The organism is Shewanella sp. NFH-SH190041, from assembly GCF_024363255.1.
Taxonomy (GTDB): Bacteria; Pseudomonadota; Gammaproteobacteria; order Enterobacterales; family Shewanellaceae; genus Shewanella.
In genome coordinates this window covers 3,005,994-3,024,108 of record NZ_AP026070.1, presented here as the reverse complement: position 1 = coordinate 3,024,108, position 18,115 = coordinate 3,005,994, and the positions used below count along the sequence as shown (strand labels likewise).

At 48.2% G+C, this 18,115-nt stretch carries 15 protein-coding genes; 6 read left to right on the top strand and 9 right to left on the bottom strand.

Annotated features, from left to right (window positions below; genetic code table 11):
• Positions 1 to 609: 609 nt before the first annotated feature.
• The 8 genes from NFHSH190041_RS13380 to NFHSH190041_RS13345 all read right to left on the bottom strand — a co-directional run bounded on the left by NFHSH190041_RS13380 (position 610) and on the right by NFHSH190041_RS13345 (position 12,146).
• Entirely contained in the window at positions 610 to 2,520 is a 1,911-nt protein-coding gene (locus NFHSH190041_RS13380; RefSeq protein WP_261922297.1) for a monovalent cation:proton antiporter-2 (CPA2) family protein, read from the bottom strand.
• 422 nt (positions 2,521 to 2,942) lie between these two features.
• The gene (locus tag NFHSH190041_RS13375) at positions 2,943 to 4,898 is read right to left on the bottom strand and encodes a BCCT family transporter (RefSeq protein WP_261922296.1); all 1,956 of its coding nucleotides are present in this window, start codon (positions 4,896 to 4,898) and stop codon (positions 2,943 to 2,945) included.
• A 340-nt stretch (positions 4,899 to 5,238) separates the two neighbouring features.
• Positions 5,239 to 6,039: a tryptophan synthase subunit alpha gene (gene trpA / locus NFHSH190041_RS13370; protein WP_261922295.1), complete on the bottom strand. Its 801-nt coding sequence runs from the start codon at positions 6,037 to 6,039 to the stop codon at positions 5,239 to 5,241.
• A gap of 3 nt (positions 6,040 to 6,042) precedes the next feature.
• Positions 6,043 to 7,257 (bottom strand): tryptophan synthase subunit beta, encoded by a 1,215-nt coding sequence (trpB, locus tag NFHSH190041_RS13365; protein WP_261922294.1) that lies wholly within the window; start codon positions 7,255 to 7,257, stop codon positions 6,043 to 6,045.
• Between the two features lie 101 nt (positions 7,258 to 7,358).
• Positions 7,359 to 8,843, bottom strand: coding sequence for a bifunctional indole-3-glycerol-phosphate synthase TrpC/phosphoribosylanthranilate isomerase TrpF (gene trpCF, locus NFHSH190041_RS13360; RefSeq protein ID WP_261922293.1), 1,485 nt, complete (start codon positions 8,841 to 8,843; stop codon positions 7,359 to 7,361).
• The gene (trpD, locus tag NFHSH190041_RS13355; RefSeq protein WP_261922292.1) at positions 8,840 to 9,922 is read right to left on the bottom strand and encodes an anthranilate phosphoribosyltransferase; all 1,083 of its coding nucleotides are present in this window, start codon (positions 9,920 to 9,922) and stop codon (positions 8,840 to 8,842) included. The genes trpCF and trpD overlap by 4 nt, the downstream gene beginning before the upstream one ends.
• Complete coding sequence (locus NFHSH190041_RS13350) at positions 9,922 to 10,524, bottom strand: aminodeoxychorismate/anthranilate synthase component II (protein WP_261922291.1); 603 nt, start codon at positions 10,522 to 10,524, stop codon at positions 9,922 to 9,924. The genes trpD and NFHSH190041_RS13350 overlap by 1 nt, the downstream gene beginning before the upstream one ends.
• A complete protein-coding gene (locus tag NFHSH190041_RS13345; protein ID WP_261922290.1) occupies positions 10,521 to 12,146 on the bottom strand; it encodes an anthranilate synthase component 1 in 1,626 nt (541 codons plus the stop codon). Before NFHSH190041_RS13345 ends, NFHSH190041_RS13350 begins: the two co-directional genes overlap by 4 nt.
• An 887-nt stretch (positions 12,147 to 13,033) precedes the next feature.
• On the opposite strand from NFHSH190041_RS13345, the gene rnm reads away from it, so the two are divergent.
• From rnm to NFHSH190041_RS13315, 6 genes are all read left to right on the top strand, one after another.
• Complete coding sequence (gene rnm, locus NFHSH190041_RS13340; RefSeq protein ID WP_315972942.1) at positions 13,034 to 13,894, top strand: RNase RNM; 861 nt, start codon at positions 13,034 to 13,036, stop codon at positions 13,892 to 13,894.
• Positions 13,891 to 14,511, top strand: a complete 621-nt coding sequence (locus NFHSH190041_RS13335) for an L-threonylcarbamoyladenylate synthase (protein ID WP_261922288.1) — start codon at positions 13,891 to 13,893, stop codon at positions 14,509 to 14,511. Before rnm ends, NFHSH190041_RS13335 begins: the two co-directional genes overlap by 4 nt.
• 101 nt (positions 14,512 to 14,612) lie before the next feature.
• Positions 14,613 to 15,401, top strand: coding sequence for a segregation and condensation protein A (locus tag NFHSH190041_RS13330; protein ID WP_261925125.1), 789 nt, complete (start codon positions 14,613 to 14,615; stop codon positions 15,399 to 15,401).
• Between the two features lie 27 nt (positions 15,402 to 15,428).
• A complete protein-coding gene (gene scpB, locus NFHSH190041_RS13325) occupies positions 15,429 to 16,022 on the top strand; it encodes an SMC-Scp complex subunit ScpB (protein ID WP_261922287.1) in 594 nt (197 codons plus the stop codon).
• Positions 16,015 to 16,893: a 23S rRNA pseudouridine(2605) synthase RluB gene (rluB, locus tag NFHSH190041_RS13320; RefSeq protein ID WP_261922286.1), complete on the top strand. Its 879-nt coding sequence runs from the start codon at positions 16,015 to 16,017 to the stop codon at positions 16,891 to 16,893. The genes scpB and rluB overlap by 8 nt, the downstream gene beginning before the upstream one ends.
• Before the next feature lie 196 nt (positions 16,894 to 17,089).
• Positions 17,090 to 17,584 carry a hypothetical protein gene (locus NFHSH190041_RS13315; RefSeq protein ID WP_261922285.1) on the top strand — a complete coding sequence of 165 codons (495 nt, stop codon included), beginning with the start codon at positions 17,090 to 17,092 and terminating at the stop codon, positions 17,582 to 17,584.
• Positions 17,585 to 17,882: 298 nt separating this feature from the next.
• Here the strand turns inward: NFHSH190041_RS13315 and NFHSH190041_RS13310 are convergent, their stop codons facing one another.
• On the bottom strand, positions 17,883 to 18,113 hold the full coding sequence (locus NFHSH190041_RS13310) for a hypothetical protein (protein ID WP_261922284.1): 231 nt from the start codon (positions 18,111 to 18,113) through the stop codon (positions 17,883 to 17,885).
• Positions 18,114 to 18,115: the final 2 nt, after the last annotated feature.

The window sequence follows — 18,115 nt, the reverse complement described above, 5'->3', positions numbered from 1 at the left end:
CTGGCTGATTTTCTAATTTACCAAGAAGATTTTTTGCAATAAAAACAGTTTTTTTTAATTTGAACTAACGGGGTATTGCTAGGTTAAAAGTATGATATCGAGAGGGGCGGAAGAGGTTGAAAATCGCGTCGTTAGCGATGAAAAAAGATGAGCCCACCGGTCAGGTATTACCGGAGTGACATTATGCTCTGTATTGGCAGGTTTTAGCCTAATAGGACGATACTGCCGGGCATAATTACGGGAATAGGAAGCCGTTTTATTTGGATTCTTTTTCTTTATCGAGATAAATGCCGATACACAGGCACATCAGAATAATAACTGAAAAAAAGCCACCGACAATGTATGAAAAAATATCAGGATTCATGGTAATTTTTCCGCCGTGTCATATAGTTGCGCGCAGTATATAAAATGAACATTTCGCTTACAACCCCTTAAAGAATATTTACATTAAACTGGGAGATTAAGCCGGGTTTATGGCGTATTTTTCTGTTTCTCAGTGATGTAAGTGGCAAAATTGGCTGATAACGCTATTTTTATGCAGCTGAAAATATGAAACCGCCGTTTGACGGCGGTTTCATACACTTTAATTACATAAAATCTGATATAGGATTAATGAGACAGCTCTGAATCATCATTTGCAGCACTTTTTAGTGCGGGCATAGAAGCATGATAGTTGGCTTTTTCTTCTACCATTGTCTGTTTCATTGCCGCTTCCAGTTGTAGGAACAATTCCCTGTATGAAGCATTAAATTTGTTGTCCGCCGCACTGGCTTTCCAGTTTTCATACAAGAGTTCTTTACTTTGTTGCTCACTGCGGGCAAAGGCATCGCGCATCATTTCTGCTTTATGTGTTGGCATGCCCATGGCTTTCAGTGCTTCAGTTCCTAGTGCCAAGGCAGACAGGAAGGTTTCACTGATCACATAATCAGCTCCCGCCATTTGTAGTGCATACAGATGACCTCGGTCATATGCCCGCGCCAGTACTTTTACTTTTGGAAATTGACTTTTGACATACTGCACCATTTCCAGCGCGCGATCTTTATCATCAATGGCAACAATAAACAGTTTGGCTTCTTCTATGCCGGCGGTTAGCAACAGATCTGGTCTGGTGGTATCACCAAAGTAGCTTTTGACATTGATTTTACGCATCAACTCAATCTGGCTTGGCTGGTGATCCAATACCACAGTTGGAATATTGTTGGCGGTCAGCAGGCGGTTCACAATTTGTCCAAATCGGCCGATGCCGGCAATAATCACAGCGCCATGTTCATCAATCGTATCTGATTCTTGCTTCACTGACTGTTGGTGGTATCTGGGCAGAATAAATTTATCAAAGAAGATAAATAGCCCTGGAGTCAGGAACATGGAGAACGTGACCACCATAGACAAAATTTGTGTCATTTCTACCGGAAGAACATGATTCTGGGCTGAGTAATTCAACAGCACAAAACCGAACTCACCGGCCTGAGCCAATGATAGGGCAAACAACCAGCGATCACTGTTACGAATGCGGAAAATAAAGCTGAGGATCAATAACACAAGCACTTTAACTACGATAACGCCCAGTGTCAGAGCCACAATTAATAACAGATGTTGCCAGAGAATACTGAAGTCAATTCCAGCGCCGACAGTAATAAAAAATAGCCCCAGTAGCAGCCCTTTAAATGGTTCAATATTTGACTCAAGTTCATGACGGAATTCACTGTTGGCTAGAACTAGGCCCGCAAGAAAGGTGCCTAATGCTGGAGACAGTCCGATTAAATTCATCAATGCCGCAATACCAATGACCAACATTAGTGCGGTTGCAGTGAAAATTTCCCGTAGTCCAGATTCTGCAACATAGCGAAATAGTGGGCGACTAAGATAATGGCCCACCATCACCAGCGCCGTAATCGCTAACACAATCACGATGGTATAAGCCCAAGCCGGCATTTCTGCAACGATATTCCACTCATCAGCATGGCTGGCTGCGTGCGCCGCGACAGATTGCGCTTTTTCGACCAGTTCAGGCAGCGCCAGCAGCGGCATCAATGCCAGAATAGGGATCACAGCGATATCTTGGAACAGCAATACAGAAAAGGCATTTTTGCCGCCTTCGGTACGGGTTAAGCCTTTTTCATTAAAGGTTTGCAGTACGATCGCTGTAGACGATAGGGAAAAAATTAAGCCGATCGCTAATCCTATGGTCCAGGGTTGACCCATTTGGATGGCAACCCACATAACGCCACCCGTGGTGAGTAGCATCTGCAGACCACCCAATCCGACCAAACGTCGACGCATATCCCATAAGGTTTTAGGATTAAGTTCTAACCCCACTAGAAATAACATCATAACCACACCAAATTCAGCAAAATGCTGAATAGTCGCGGTTTCCTGTCCGACTAAGCCTATTACGGGGCCAATAACAACACCAGCAGCGAGATAACCTAGCACTGAGCCTAACCCTAAGCGCTTAGCCAGTGGTACGGCAATGACGGCAGCACATAGGTAAATAAAGGCTTGCAGGAAGTATGATGTCATAGTTTCTCCTCTAATTGACAGGCCTGCTGATCCAGGCTTTCGACACCGGAGGATGACTTAGAATAGCCGCAGGCGGGAAATGGATATGGTTTCCAGGTAGGGCTGGAATACTTCGTTGAGATAATACCATGTATCATTATGTATCACTTGAGAAATATTAAAGAAAACCGCAAAAAAATTGCATTTACTAAAAGACAGCTTTAAGCCTGAGGATTGTCAAAATTGGCGCAATTAATTAGTTAAAAAAGTTGGGCTAAAAGGTTTGATATTTGGTCGTTTTTTGAAAAATAAATGGGCTGTGTCTGGGAGGATGAGCATTATGGCGGTATGGCGTTTTTGATGAAGCGTTACCACCTTGCGGCCTGAAATTTAGCAAGGTGGGTAACGCTTTATTTTAATATCTTAAGATATGATGATTAATATTATATATCAGTGCTTAATCTAGCTTGAATCGCCGCTTTTGTATCCGCAGCAGCGAGTGCTTTTTCTTCCTCTGCTTTATGGCGAATCAGTTCGTTAAAAGCTTTACGAGCCTCTTGAGCTTGTTCCGATGCTGCGAGTTTACGCTCTTTAGCTAGCATGGCGACTTCGGTTAGCCGTTGCAGTTCTTGAATGATTTCATCCGGAGCATCACCTAACTCATAACCGGACTCTCCTCGGTTAAGCGCTTCGCGACGTAATGTTTTCTTCAGTGTCCAAATCGCATTGAGTGCTTCGCGTTCAGCATTAGCTGCATCCATTGCGGCATCTTTTCGATCTTCGAATTTAGCTAAAGCTGACCCTTCTTTGCTCCAGGGATCAACTTCTGGTAATTCTTCAATATTGATAACAGGGTTTTCATAACCTTCTTGGTGGCTTAAATCCAAAGTGGCAGCTTTAAACCCTGCAATCATTAACATAAACCCGATCACCAATAATGGTAGTCCACCGACAATTGCAGCTGTTTGCAGTGTGGATAAACCGCCCATAAACATCAGGATCGATGGCAATAATGACAGTACAAATGCCCAAAACAATCGATTCCACCGCATAGGCTCTTCGGTGACGTTATTTTGTACGACAGAGGATAAAATATAAGAAATTGAGTCGAAGCTGGTCGCTGTGAAAATAATACATAAAAGAGTGAATATACCAATAATAAAGGTACTGAAAGGTAATTGAGAAAGGATAGCAAATATAGCAGAGGTCGGGCCTTTGCTATTTAAAATACTAATCACATCAAGTTGACCTGATAATTGTAAAGAAAGGCCATAATTCCCGAGAATCATAAAATAAACAGCACAGCCTAACGAACCGAAGAAAATTGACCCTGTAACCATTTGTTTAATTGTTCTTCCCCGAGAGATACGGGCGAGAAAGAGTCCCATACTGGGCGCAAAAACTAACCACCATGCCCAGTAAAAAATAGTCCAGTCTTGGGGGAAATGGGTATCAGCAAAGGTTCCCATACCACCAAAAGGTTCTGCCCATGTGGCCATAACAAAGAAATTAGATAGCATTCTACCGATGGAATCTAACCCTGTTTCTAACATGAAAATTGTTGGACCACAGATTAAGACAAAGGCAAGTAGTGCTAATGCAGCCCAAAAATTAATATTGCTGAGCACTTTAATACCTTTTTCCATACCCATATAAGAAGAATAGGCAAAAATAGCGGTACAAATTAATAATACCAGTACTTGTGAGCTTGTGGTTGATGGAATGCCAAAAAGGTAGCTTATCCCTTCGTTAATCAGTGGTGCTGCTAATCCTAGTGATGTCGCTGAACCACCCAAAATACCAAAAATAAATAAAATATCTACTATACGGCCGGTTTTACCAAAACTTCTAGCCTCACCAATAACCGGCATTAGGGCGGCAGAAATTTTCAGTACAGGTTGCTTTCTAACATAGAAAAAATAAGCAATAGGAATAGCTGGAATTAAATAAATTGCCCAGGCAATAGGTCCCCAGTGAAATAAGCCATAGGTCGCTGACCAACGAATTGCTTCTTCACTACCTGGTTTTAATTGAAACGGTGGGTTTTGATAATAATAGGCCCATTCTATACTTCCCCAAAATAGAATGCTGGCACCAATGCCACCACAAAATAACATGGCAATCCAAGAGGCATTACCGAATTCAGGTTTCTCATCAGCATCTCCTAATTTAATTTGTCCAATATCGGAGAATACAATATAGATCATGAAAAAAAATGCAGAAATACCTAAAGCAAGATAGGCAAATCCTAATTTATCAGTCATAAATACTTTGGCAATCCCAATCCATTCAGCTCCCTCTTTAGGAAAAATCATAAGAGGTATTACCACTGATAGCAGCATGGCTAATGCACCAAAAAAAATGGGTTTATCGATAAGTTCAAAGTGTTTTCGAAGCATATTTTCTTATCTTCCTGGAAAGAAAAATCATTTAATAATTATTGTTGGGAGAATTAAGGGTTTTCCTACCCTAAAAATAAGCTATTGGGAAAATATGTTACTGTCGATAAAAAAATGGCGTTATTTTATAAAGTAGTGATTAAAATCAAGTACAAGAAACAGATTGAAATGTATGTAATATTTCATCGTAAAAGTAATGTGTAAATTTCATAATAGGCAATTTAATTACGCTTTATAAGAGCTTTAGAAAGTGAATAAATAATGATAACGAGGTCATTTATCGAGCTATTAAGGAATATTAATTGCCCGGCACGGTTAATTCCAATACCGGGCTGTGAGCTCAGGTAGCCGCTTTCATTTGGGCCGTAAATTGCCCTAACGTTGTTAGCATCATATCTGGTTTTGTCAGATGCTGACCGATGATCCCGACCACGGCAGAGCCAGAAATTGCTCCGGCGGCGCCGGCGGCTATGGCGGCTTTGACTTGCTCAGGCGTGCTAATGCCAAACCCTAATAGTGGTGGTGGCGCGTTAAACTGCTGCAATGCCGTCAATACCTGTTCAACCGGCATATTGGCTTGGCAGTCGCTACCTGTCACCCCGGCGCGGGATAAGAGATAAGTGTAACCTTGCCCGGCACGACTGATGCGCGCTAATAATGGCGATTGGGCATTTGGCGGCGCGATAAAAATCGGCGCAATCTGATGAGCAAGGGCCGCTTCACGAAATGGCGAGGACTCCTCTACTGGCACATCGGCAATTAAGACTGAATCAACCCCTGCGGCTTGCGCCTTGGCATAAAAATCATCAATTCCATTGGCGTAAACCAAATTAGCATATACCAGTAAACCAATGGGGACTTGGGGATGTTTTGCCCGGATTTGATTGAGCAGATTAAAGCAGCGTGTGGGGGTAATACCTGCATTTAGCGCCCGCAGATTAGCTTCTTGGATCACCGGCCCATCGGCAAGGGGATCGGAAAATGGTAGCCCCAGCTCTAGTGCATCAGCGCCATTGGCTATCAGCGTATCAATAATGCGTAATGATAACTCTGCGGTCGGATCCCCCAGCGTGACAAAGGGAACAAATGCGCCGCGCCCGCTTTGTTGCAGACGGGTGAACATGGTTTGATAGCGGCTCATAATTTACTCCTGTCCCTGTGACGCTATTTGGCGGTGTTTTTCTGCCAGCAAATCTGACACGGTAAAAATATCCTTATCTCCGCGGCCGGAGAGATTGACCACTAATAGGGTTTCTTGGGTTGCCGCCGCTGCCAGTTTCAGCGCATAGGCTAAAGCGTGGGCTGACTCTAATGCCGGAATAATGCCTTCAGCACGGGCCAGTTGTTCAAAGGCGGTAAGGGCTTCATCATCGGTAGCCGATTCATATTGCGCTCGCCCACTGGCTTGTAAATAGGCATGCTGTGGCCCAACGGATGGAAAATCTAACCCGGCAGAAACAGAATAGGACTCTTCGATTTGGCCTTCGGCGGTTTGCATCAGGGGAGCTTTCATACCAAAGAAAATACCAGTGCGGCCATGGTGCAGTGGCGCGCCGTGCTGTTGAGTATCCAACCCTTTTCCCGCTGGTTCAACCCCGATAAGCGCGACTTGGGGCTCATCAATAAAATCAGCAAACATACCAATGGCATTAGAGCCTCCGCCAACACAGGCAATAACGGCATCGGGTAACCGTCCTTCTTTTTCCCATAATTGTTGTTTGGTTTCTTCGCCAATCATCTTTTGAAACTCCCGCACTATGGTGGGGAAGGGATGAGGGCCCGCTGCCGTCCCCAGCAGATAATGGGCGGTTTCGTAATTGGCGGACCAGTCTCGCAGCGCCTCATTACAGGCATCTTTTAAGGTGGCAGAGCCAGAGTGAACCGGGATCACCTCCGCTCCCATCAGCTTCATACGAAACACATTGGGTGATTGTCGCTCGGCATCTTTTGCTCCCATATACACCCGACATTTAAGCCCTAACAGGGCGCAGGCCAGTGCGGTGGCCACGCCGTGTTGTCCTGCGCCGGTTTCGGCAATAATTTCGTTTTTACCCATGCGTTTGGCTAGCAGAGCCTGGCCGAGTACCTGATTAGTTTTATGGGCTCCACCGTGCAAGAGATCTTCCCGTTTAAGATAAATCTTGGCCAGCGGATTGGGGCTGAGATTACGGGTCAGAGTCAGAGCTGTCGGACGGCCAGCATAGTTTTTCAGTAAATCCAGTAACTCAGCTTGAAAGCTGCTGTCTTCCCGGGCGTCGATAAAGGCCTGCTCCAGCTGAACTAGGGCTGGCATTAAGATTTGCGGGACAAAGGCCCCGCCGAAATCGCCAAAATAAGCGGGTAATTTAAATGGGCTCATAGTGTTTCCTGTCGGGTCATCGATCATGTGTTTGTTTTATCTGTTCTGGGGTCAACTACCCCTAGTACTGTCTTCGGCGTGCCGCTTATTAACTTGCATTGTCAGTAGTGGCGCAGATTGGCAAATGCGGCATAAATCAGCCGGGGATCTTTTTGTCCCGGGGCGGTTTCCAAGCCGGAGTTCATATCTAATCCGGCAAATCCGGCCTGAGCGGCTTGTGCCACTGTCTCCGGTGTTAGCCCTCCGGCCAGCATGGCCAGATGTTTCTGTGCTAAGGGTTGCTGCCAGTTAAAGGGTTTGCCCGTGCCACCAAAATGCCCTGCATGTTGGCTGTCATAGACCCGTCGGGTCACTGTGCCTGGCTGAGATAAGAGTTGATTGCCATCTTGGGCAGGTTCAGCCATCGCGTCATCTGCTTTATCCATTAACGGCTTGGTATCCGTTTGTGCTTTAATCGCCACGGCCTGCCAAATTTCAGTGTCAGCGCTCAGTAATTGGCGAAGGGTGGCGATATCCGCCTCTGACTCTTTGCCATGAAGCTGCACCGCGCTGAGTTTTAATTCCTTCGCAATTGCGGCAATAAGTGTTGGCGCCTGTTTGACAAATACCCCGACTAATTGCAGTTGCTGCTGTGCCTGAGTGTTAGCTTGAGCCAACATAGCCGCCTGCGCTTGGGTGACAGCCCGAGGAGAAGCCGGCGCAAAAATCAGCCCGCCATAGACAGCGCCCGCCTGCGCCGCGGTCAGTAAATCATCCGCTCGGGTTAGGCCACAGACTTTGTGGTTACCATAAATCAGGCGACGACAGGCCAAATCTAAATCGCGACAGCCCATCAGAGAGCTGCCAACTAAAAAACCACTGACATAAGGGCTGAGGCGGCGCACATCTTCATGTCGGTAAATGCCGGACTCACTGACAATCACAGTGCCCGGGGGAATGGTGGGTGCCAGTTGCTCTGTAGTGGCCAGATCAGTACTGAGATCCCGCAGATTACGGTTATTGATGCCGATGATCCGCGCCTGTAATGCCAAAGCGCGTTGCAGCTCGGCGGGATTACTGACTTCAGTCAAAATATCTAACTGATAACGCTGTGCTTCAGTGGCGAGTTCCCGGTATTGCACATCGGTTAATACTGACAGCATGAGTAAAATCGCATCAGCGCCTTGGCTGGCGGCCAGTTGCACCTGATAGGGTGAGATAAAAAAATCTTTACACAGGATTGGCTGACTGACCTGTTCGCGGATCTGGCTGATATAAGCCATATCGCCTTGAAAATACTGCTCATCGGTCAGCACTGAAATGGCATCGGCATGGCGGCGATAGACAGCAGCAATGGCAGCGATATCAAAATCAGGCCGTAACAGTCCTTTGGATGGGCTGGCTTTTTTACATTCCAGAATAAAACTGCAATCTGCTTTATTCAGGGCATCATACAGGCTGCGCTGTGACACTTGCGGAGTCGGCTGCTCGCCAAAGCGCTGCTTGAGCGCCGCAATATGGGCCGCTTTACTGGCGACAATGCGCTTAAGAACATTGGCTTGTGGCGTTGCGTTTTGCGCTGGGGAACTCTGTGATGCTGTCATCATGCCTGCCCCCCTCGTCGCTGGGTTAACTCTGGTGTTGTTAGCTCTGACGTTGATTGCGCTGCTGAGACACTGGCTAAACGGTTGAGTAACTGCCAGCCTTGACCGCTTGCGATAGTTTCTCGTGCCAGTGCAGTGCCGGTTTTGATATCGCCTGTAACTTGGCTTAAATACAAGGCGGCACCGGCATTAATGGCAACGGCATCTGTGTGGGCCGCTTCCCCTTTGCCGGACAATACCGCTTTGGTAATGGCGGCATTTTCAGCTGGGGTACCGCCTGTCAGTGCCTTGATGGCCGCCGCTGGGACACCAAAGTCCTCCGGCCCTAATTGGTAACGAGTTAATTCGCCCCCACTGAGTTCAATCACATCGGTGGGGCCGTGTAGCGCGACCTCATCCAGTCCACTGCCATGGACCACCATGGCTCGAGTCACGCCGAGGGCTTGTAGCGTACGGGCGATAGGTTGCAGCAAGTCAGGACTGTAAACCCCCAGTAGCATATTTTCCGGCCTAGCAGGGTTAATTAGTGGCCCAAGAATATTAAACAGGGTGCGGGTTTTCAGCTCTTGTCGTACAGGGACGGCATGTTTCACGCCCGCATGGTAATGGGGGGCAAACAAAAAACACAATCCCAGGGTATCAAGACACTCGGCCGCGGTTTCCGGGCTCATGGTCAGGTCAATACCAAATTGCGCCAGCACATCAGACGAGCCTGATTTACTCGATACACTACGATTACCATGTTTGGCGACCTTTGCGCCTGCCGCGGCAGCAACGATAGCCGCTGTGGTCGAAATATTAATGGTATGGTGGCCATCCCCCCCAGTGCCAACAATGTCCGTCACGCCGCTGGGATGAGGTGTATGGGGAAAGGGTTTAGCCGCTTCGCGCAGGGCACTGGCGGCACCGGCGATCTCATCGATGGTTTCGCCACGCATTTTCAGCGCGATCAGCATGGCGGCAATATTGCTTTGGCTCACTTCTCCGCGGATCAGCGCACTGAACAATGCTTGGGAGTCCTGGCGTGACAGGCTATGGCCTTGATAGAGCTGCTCGAGTAATGCTTGCTGGGTTCGTGCCATCACAGGCCTCCTGTTGGTGTCGGGTATTGTTGTAAGTATGTCAGGGTCTGTTGCAACAGTTGGCTGCCGCTGGTTGTTAAGATGGACTCGGGATGAAACTGAAAGCCAATAGCCGGTTCCCGGCGGTGGCAAATGGCCATGGGGAGGTTATCCACTCTGGCTATGACCTCGAGACAGTCCGGCATGCTCGTGGCGATCAGGCTGTGATACCGGGCCACGGGTAGCGGAGAGGGTAAGCCGGAAAACAGGGTGTGCCCCTGGTGCTTAAGCATACTGGCTTTACCGTGGACCACTGCCGGGGCGCGGCTAACTGTGCCGCCATAGTGTTCAACTAATGCTTGGTGACCAAGGCAGATCCCCAAGATAGGTAATTGGCCGCCCAGTAGCGCCAGCAGTGCCATCATACTGCCAGCTTGTGTCGGCGCGCCGGGACCTGGGGATAGCACCAGCGCGGTAGGTTGGGTTTCTGCCAGCATTTTTTCAGCCAGATAAGGCGCGGCAATATCATTGCGGTAAATCACCACTTCACAGTCCAGACTGCGAAATTGATCCACCAGGTTGTAAGTGAAAGAGTCAAAGTTATCTAACAGATATAGCTTCATTGGCCACCTCCTTGTTGGATGGCACTGATCACCGCTTGGGCTTTTTGCCGTGTCTCATCGGCTTCTAGCTGGGGTACGGAGTCAGCCACCACGCCGGCACCAGCCTGAATATGGGCGGTTCCTTGGCTGACAAAAGCACTGCGGATGACAATGCAGGTATCCATATCGCCATGACTATTCAGATACCCCACGGCGCCACCATAACTGCCACGGCGCTGCTGTTCATATTCCCGTACCAAGGTTGCGGCCCGCACCTTGGGCGCCCCGACTAAGGTGCCCATATTCATACAAGCTTGGTAGGCGTGCAGCGCATCAAGTTCAGGCCGCAGTTGACCCGTTACCCGGCTGACCAGGTGCATCACATGGGAATATCTGTCTACTTTGAGCAGTTCTGCCACATTGCGACTGCCAGTGGTGGCGATGCGGGCAATATCATTACGGGCCAAATCAACCAGCATCAAATGCTCTGACAGCTCTTTGGTATCCATTCGTAGGGCCAGTTCAAATCGCGCATCCAAATCTGCATCGATATCACCGGCACTATTTTTACCCCGGGGGCGGGTGCCCGCGATGGGATAAACTTCCACTTGATTTGTGGTCGCGTCATATTTCAGGGCACTTTCCGGTGAGGCGCCAAACAGGGTGAAGTCCGGGCCGCGAAAATAAAACATATAGGGGCTGGGGTTGCTGCGTTTGAGTGCCTGATAGGCTCCCAATGGATTAGGACAGGGCAGATTGAAACAGCGCGATGGTACCACCTGAAAAATATCACCTGCCACAATATGCTGCTTTAACGCGCTAACTTGGTGACAGTATTCGATATCACTAATATCGACGCTGACATCGGCATGGACCTGAGTGGTGGCCAGAGGGCGTAATTGGCTGGCGGCCTGTTGCAGTAATGCCTGACAGCGCTGCTGTTGTTTTTGCTGCGCCTCAGGTGTTGAGTCACAGAGTTGGCTGATGAGGGTCGCACTGCGGCGCTGATGATCAATTTTGATCACATTTTGAGCCAGATAAAACAGGTAATCCGGGCAGTGATTGACGCCATGTTTGACCTGAGGTAATTGCTCGGCGCTAGCGATCAGATCATAGGCAAGTACGCCTGCCAGAAAAGCCGGTGCGGCGGCATTATCGTCCAAGGCGGTGCAGGGCAATGCCTGCATTAGCATCCGCAGACCATCTAAAGGCGAGATACCCTGTAATCTGGCGTCTTCATCCATAATGCCTTGGGGGCGGCTTAATGTGACGGTCAATCTGGCCAGCGCTGAATTATTGGTTTGCGGATGTGTTTGGTTGGCGTGATTGATTGGCGTTGGGCACGCTGTGTGGCATTGAGCTAAAAAGGGCGCAGCGCTGAAATAATGTGTGATGGCCGGCAGTAGGGCGGCACCATGATGGCTTAGGGCCGTAAAACTGAGCTGATAATCATCTGCGCGGATCATCAATGCGGCATCTGTCATGATCAGGCTTTGGAGATGATCTTTGGTGCTGATCTCTGCCGATTCCAGCAATACCGTATGGGGCGCATCAGCACACAGGGTGTGATACAAGGCCAATGGATCGCTGTGGTAGGCCATGGCGTAACACTTGCTTTGCAGCGGGGGAAAGGAGGCCGTCATACAGTCAGCTCCCCGGTGTATTGGTTCATCAGTCAGTATCCTTGCTATTTTGGGCCCAGCATATGCCGGACACTGTTATGGTTAACCTGCTCCTGCGTGAAACCTTGTTTGCTCTCTTATTTTTGACCGCGATAGATAGCAAAAAGGCCCGCAGATTGCGGGCCTTTTTGGTGACTTTGCCGTGAGTTACATCAACGCAGCATTGCACACTACCCGCCAGTCGGATAGTGCCACCACCAATTGTTCATCATTGTGTATGCTGCGTTGAACATGCTTACTTTGCCTATTGTCTCTGTTACATCCAAATGACCGTTAAATTACTGGCCACTTGGGCGTTAAATGCTTTTTGAGCGTTCAATTTAATGACATTAAATTTTGCTCATTCGGATTATAGAGAAACCAATTACGTTGAAAAAGTCAACACTGTTTGTTGTTTTTTTCTGCTTATGGGTTACCTGAAATATTGGCCACTCGTGGCAACTTAGAACCGATGTTGGCATAAATATGCATAAATCACGGTTGGGAGAATGATAGGGGTAGCTTACGGTAGTTAGGAATTTCTAGGCGATTATCAGCATTTGATACTTCGTTGAAGAGCTTTTTGCTTGATTAATCGTAAAGCCAACTAAGGGATAGGGTTGAAGAGTGACGGTGCCAGATTAGCTACCAGAATGGAGGCTAGAGGCTAAAGGCTAAAGATAGATAAGTAAACTATGGTGACGGCTATAACAGCTAAGCATCATAGATGCATAACTTTTCAATAGGCAGTATGACTGCCATGGCCAACTGCAGCTTGGGCTTTATCCACCTGTGCCTCAGGTATTGATTTGCGCTAATAGGCTGCTAAATTGACGCTTTTTAAGCGCAGATCCTTTACAATGAGCGCCATGATAACAGATACCTTACAGGCTGATTTACATAGCCACACAACGGCCTCAGATGGCCAGCTCAGCCCCGCTGAACTGGTTGCCCGGGCTATCTCTGCCGGCGTTGATATGCTGGCGATTACCGATCACGATACGGTGGCTGGGCTGACCGATGCTCATGCTTTCAACCTTACTCAACCTAAGCCTTTGACACTGATCAATGGGGTGGAAATTTCTACCCGTTGGAACAGTTTTGATATCCATGTGGTGGGGCTAAATCTGGATATTACCCATCCCGGCCTGCTGACATTTTTAGCTCATCAGCGTGAACTGCGTGAGCTGCGCGCGGTGGAAATTGGTGTTCGGCTCGCTAAAGCCGGCATTGAGGGCGCCTATGAAGGCGCTAGCGCGCTGGCCAATGGCGCAGCAATTAGCCGGGGGCATTTTGCCCGCTTTTTGGTTGAACAGGGGCATGCTGCTGATAATGCCGCAGTATTTAAGCGTTTTTTAGCCCGCGGAAAAACCGGTTATGTGCCTAATAACTGGGGCGATATTCCTAACGCCATCGATATAATCCATCAAGCTGGTGGTTTGGCGGTGATGGCGCACCCCAGTGCTTATAAGCTGTCGGCTAAATGGCTGAAACGATTACTGCGGCAATTTAAAGAAGCCGGAGGGGATGCCATGGAAGTGGTGATGGGGCAGCAGTCTCCCGATGACAGGGCAAATCTTGGCGCTTTGAGCCTACAAAAAGGATTAATGGCATCTGTTGGCAGCGATTTTCATTTCCCCGGCCGCTGGGTTGAGCTGGGACGCAATTTACACCGGCCCCAGGGATTGACCTGGGTCTGGGAATCAGAACAATGGGTGAAGAGAACATGAGTCAATTTTTCTATGTACATGAGGTTAATCCTCAGGTCCGTCTGATAAGTCAGGCGGTAAATATTCTTAAAGAAGGCGGTGTTATCGTCTATCCAACCGACTCTGGTTATGCCTTGGGCTGCATGATAGGTAACAAAGAAGCCATGGAGCGCATTGCGCGTATTCGTCATATCGGCCATGACCATAATTTTACCTTGATGTGCCGGGATCTGTCTGAGCTAGCCAATTATGCTCGGGTTGATAACCAGGCTTTCCGCTTGCTGAAATACTGCACCCCAGGTCCTTACACTTTTGTGTTTAAAGGCACCAAAGAAGTCCCACGTCGTTTGTTGAATGACAAGCGTAAAACCATTGGTATTCGGGTGACGGATAATGTGATCGCCCGGGATCTGCTCGATGCGCTGGGTGAGCCGCTGCTGTCTACCAGTCTGATTATGCCTGGCCATGATTTTACTGAATCAGATCCTGAGGCGATCCGCGATATGTTGGAGCATCAGGTCGATGCGATTTTGCACGGCGGTTATCTGGGTGAAAAACCGACAACTGTGGTGGATATGTCCGACGGTGATGTTGTGATTGTGCGCGAAGGCGCTGGGGATATTACCCCTTTTCAGTAACTAATCTGCTTGGTTTCTGGCCCTGATTACAGGTATAATCGCGCGTTTTGCGGTGATCTGCCTTGGTGCCGGTTACTGCCAGAGTGTTAATGGGGGCGCAGATGCAGGGTGGACAGCAGCTTTTACCTTTGGCTGTGGTACGCGGCGAGCCGATATCTGAGCTTCCTTCAGATCTTTTTATTCCCCCTGAGGCGCTGGAAGTGTTTCTGGAGGCCTTTGAAGGGCCACTAGATTTACTGCTGTATCTTATCCGCAAACAAAAGCTGGATGTGGTGGACTTACCCTTGCAGCAGATTGCGGCCCAGTACCTCGAATATATTGCGATGTTAACCGACGCCCGGGTAGAACTGGCAGCAGACTATCTGGTGATGGCGGCTACCTTGGCTGAAATTAAATCCCGTCTGCTGTTACCTAAGCTGGTTACAGACGATGAGGAAGAGCTTGATCCTAGAGCCATGCTGATCCAGCAGTTGAAGGCCTACGAGGTGATTAAATACGCCTCTGAGTCGCTGGATGAGTTGCCACGGCTGGAGCGGGATTATTTTCAGGCCAGCGCCATGGTGGCACCTGGGGTAAAGCCTAAGGTATTGCCACCGGATGTGTCGCTGGCTGATTTGGCCCGGGCTTTTGCCGGGGTACTCAAACGCATTGATGCCACCGCCAACCATGAGGTGAAGCGGGAAGTGTTGTCCACCCGGGAGCGGATGAGTCAGATTCTGGCCATGTTGGACCGGGAAAACTTTATTCCTTTTACCGCTTTGTTTACGGTAGAAGAGGGGCGACCTGGTGCAGTGGTAACATTTTTGGCACTGATGGAGCTGGTCAAGGAGCTGCTGGTGGAACTGTATCAGCGAGAGCCTCTGGCCATGATTTATGTCAAAGCGCGTTGATATCGGCGTACTTTTTCGGATTAAAGCATGCAAATCAATGTTGAGCAGCTAAAACAGCTGATTGAAGCTAGCCTGTTTGTTCAGGCCAAGCCCGTATCAGTCAAGGAGCTGAAAGACACAGTACTGTCGCCGTTCAATGTGTCGCGGGATCAGATCCGCGCCACAGTCGAAGCGTTGCAGCAGGACTATTTGCCGCGGGGCATCCAGCTGGTTCAGGTTGCCGGTGGATACCGTTTTCAGAGTCGGGAAGAATTAAGCCCGTATCTGCAGACCCTGTGGCAGGAAAAAGCGCCCAAATATTCCCGGGCCACGTTGGAAACACTGGCGGTAATTGCCTATCGGCAGCCGGTGACCCGAGGGGATATTGAGCAAGTCAGGGGGGTAGCGGTTGGTAGCCATACCATTAAAGTCCTGAGTGAACGTAATTGGATCCGTGTGGTGGGGCACAAAGAGGTGCCTGGCAGGCCAGCCCTGTATGCTACCACGGTGGAATTTTTATCCTATTTTGGCCTGGATACACTGGCGGACTTACCGCCATTGACAGATCCTGAGTCATTGGCTGCACTGTTTTCCAATCGGGAACAGGCGCCACAGCAGTTAGAAGAGTCTACTAATGAGTGAAAAATTGCAGAAAGTCTTGGCCCGAGCAGGCCATGGCTCCCGTCGTGAGATGGAGGCATGGATTGCTGCAGGACGAGTTAGTGTTGACGGAGAGATCGCCAGTCTGGGCGACCGTATTGAAGCCGATGCCAAAGTGCGGATTGATGGCCGCGTGGTATCGCTGAAATCTGCCGATGACATCATCTGTCGTGTGCTGGCTTACCACAAGCCGGAAGGTGAGATCTGTTCCCGTAAAGATCCTGATGGCCGACCAACCGTATTTGACCGTCTGCCACGGGTGCGTGATGCCCGCTGGGTGGCCGTAGGTCGTCTGGACATCAATACCTCAGGTCTGTTGCTGTTTACCTCTGACGGTGAACTGGCTAATCGCCTGATGCACCCATCTAATGAAGTCGAGCGTGAATACGCCGTGCGGACTTTTGGCGAAGTCAATGACGCCACAGTGCAGCGCCTGCGCAATGGCGTCATGCTGGAAGATGGCCCCGCCCAGTTTGATTACATCAAACCAGCCGGTGGTGAAGGCATGAACCAATGGTGGCATGTTGGTCTGCGTGAAGGTCGTAACCGTGAAGTGCGTCGTCTGTGGGAATCACAGGAAGTGCAGGTTAGCCGTCTGATCCGTGTGCGTTATGGCATGATCGAATTACCAACCAATCTGCCCCGCGGTGGTTGGATGGAGCTGTCGCTGGATCAGGTTAATTACCTGCGTCAGTTGGGCGGGCTGGATGAAGAAACCCGTACCGTATTGGCGGCGGATAAACACAGTGTTGCCCGTGCTAAAGTGCGTAGTGCTAAGATTAAGCGCGCCGTACGTAAACACAAGAGCACTTCTGGTAAGCCTCGTCAGAAGCCAAGTCGCCAGCGTGGCTAATCAATTTGATTTAATAAAAGGGTTGCTTCGGCAACCCTTTTTTATATCAGTAGCATTTCTGTGATGACCCCTCTCAACATTTGTATCAAGCCCTATATCCTGTATCAAATAAATTAAATTTCGATACCATAGCACGCTGTATTTACTTGAAATTGAATGAGGAATCTTAGTAATAAACGATGAAAGGAAAAAATTTATGATCATTGACTTAGATAAAGTAAAAATATGGGCTGAGTCAGATCTATTGGATAATGAGTTCGAGGAAATTGAAGATGATGATCCTGATGGGTTTGAACAGAAGATGTGGCAAATTTGTGATATCAGACAACTGTTGATATTTGCGTCGAATAGACAATCAACCAAAAGGAGCTATTTTGCAAAATTATTGGTAGAGAAGTTGTGCTGGATTTATTACAGTCATGGTTCATTACCATGGCATTTTAGTCGTAGAGGCGGTTTAATTTCTGCAAAAGACTTCAAAAATCAAGCATTATCACAGGCGGAAAAAATATATGAATACTGTGAGGTCATTGAAGAAATGAGGAACTCTAATTTGGATGAAATTAAGAAGCTTGCAAATCTGATATTGGATTTTAGACATGAATATTCATTGCTAGCATATGAAGACGTTCGTAAATTTAGACATAATTTAGCATCCACAGTAGAAGCTAATTTCCCTTCCAACATGTGAAGGTCGATGGAGCTCAAATTTCTGGGTCACACTTACTTACAGCGCACCGTGAGTTAATCGATGTAGAATTAATATCCTATTACAATGTGATTAATCTCTGTGTCTGACAGGTATTTTCATGTGGCGTAACATTATTTGACCACAGTTTTGGGTCATGCTGATAATAAGGCGAATTTTCGCGTCAATTGCTTGTTTATCACAAGTCACGTCAACCCAGTTAACGGTAAAAAATAATCACAGGAAAGGCGTTCTGTATTTGGCGCAGGAGTTATTTATCTGGTGAGACACTATTGTATCTTTATATCACCACTTCCCAACTGATGGCACCAATACTACAGGCCAGCAGCATCAGGCTGATACGCGGCCAGCCAGAGACTTTGATAGCCTGCCAGAGTAAAATGAATATTGGCAGGAGACTGAACTGTATTATATCGATAATGGCGGGTTGGCCATATGAAGGTGTCAGGGGATAAAGCAGCCCCAGCATAAAGGTGGCAAGCGCCAGTACAGTGAGCAGTAATGTCAGCATAA

Excerpts from the sequence above, each read along its gene's own strand:
- NFHSH190041_RS13380 (WP_261922297.1), bottom strand. The coding sequence starts at position 2,520 with ATGACATCATACTTCCTGCAAGCCTTTATTTACCTATGTGCTGCCGTC.
- NFHSH190041_RS13375 (WP_261922296.1), bottom strand. The coding sequence starts at position 4,898 with ATGCTTCGAAAACACTTTGAACTTATCGATAAACCCATTTTTTTTGGT.
- trpA (WP_261922295.1), bottom strand. The coding sequence starts at position 6,039 with ATGAGCCGCTATCAAACCATGTTCACCCGTCTGCAACAAAGCGGGCGC.
- trpB (WP_261922294.1), bottom strand. The coding sequence starts at position 7,257 with ATGAGCCCATTTAAATTACCCGCTTATTTTGGCGATTTCGGCGGGGCC.
- trpCF (WP_261922293.1), bottom strand. The coding sequence starts at position 8,843 with ATGATGACAGCATCACAGAGTTCCCCAGCGCAAAACGCAACGCCACAA.
- trpD (WP_261922292.1), bottom strand. The coding sequence starts at position 9,922 with ATGGCACGAACCCAGCAAGCATTACTCGAGCAGCTCTATCAAGGCCAT.
- NFHSH190041_RS13350 (WP_261922291.1), bottom strand. The coding sequence starts at position 10,524 with ATGAAGCTATATCTGTTAGATAACTTTGACTCTTTCACTTACAACCTG.
- NFHSH190041_RS13345 (WP_261922290.1), bottom strand. The coding sequence starts at position 12,146 with ATGACGGCCTCCTTTCCCCCGCTGCAAAGCAAGTGTTACGCCATGGCC.
- rnm (WP_315972942.1), top strand. The coding sequence starts at position 13,034 with ATGATAACAGATACCTTACAGGCTGATTTACATAGCCACACAACGGCC.
- NFHSH190041_RS13335 (WP_261922288.1), top strand. The coding sequence starts at position 13,891 with ATGAGTCAATTTTTCTATGTACATGAGGTTAATCCTCAGGTCCGTCTG.
- NFHSH190041_RS13330 (WP_261925125.1), top strand. The coding sequence starts at position 14,613 with ATGCAGGGTGGACAGCAGCTTTTACCTTTGGCTGTGGTACGCGGCGAG.
- scpB (WP_261922287.1), top strand. The coding sequence starts at position 15,429 with ATGCAAATCAATGTTGAGCAGCTAAAACAGCTGATTGAAGCTAGCCTG.
- rluB (WP_261922286.1), top strand. The coding sequence starts at position 16,015 with ATGAGTGAAAAATTGCAGAAAGTCTTGGCCCGAGCAGGCCATGGCTCC.
- NFHSH190041_RS13315 (WP_261922285.1), top strand. The coding sequence starts at position 17,090 with ATGATCATTGACTTAGATAAAGTAAAAATATGGGCTGAGTCAGATCTA.
- NFHSH190041_RS13310 (WP_261922284.1), bottom strand. The coding sequence starts at position 18,113 with ATGCTGACATTACTGCTCACTGTACTGGCGCTTGCCACCTTTATGCTG.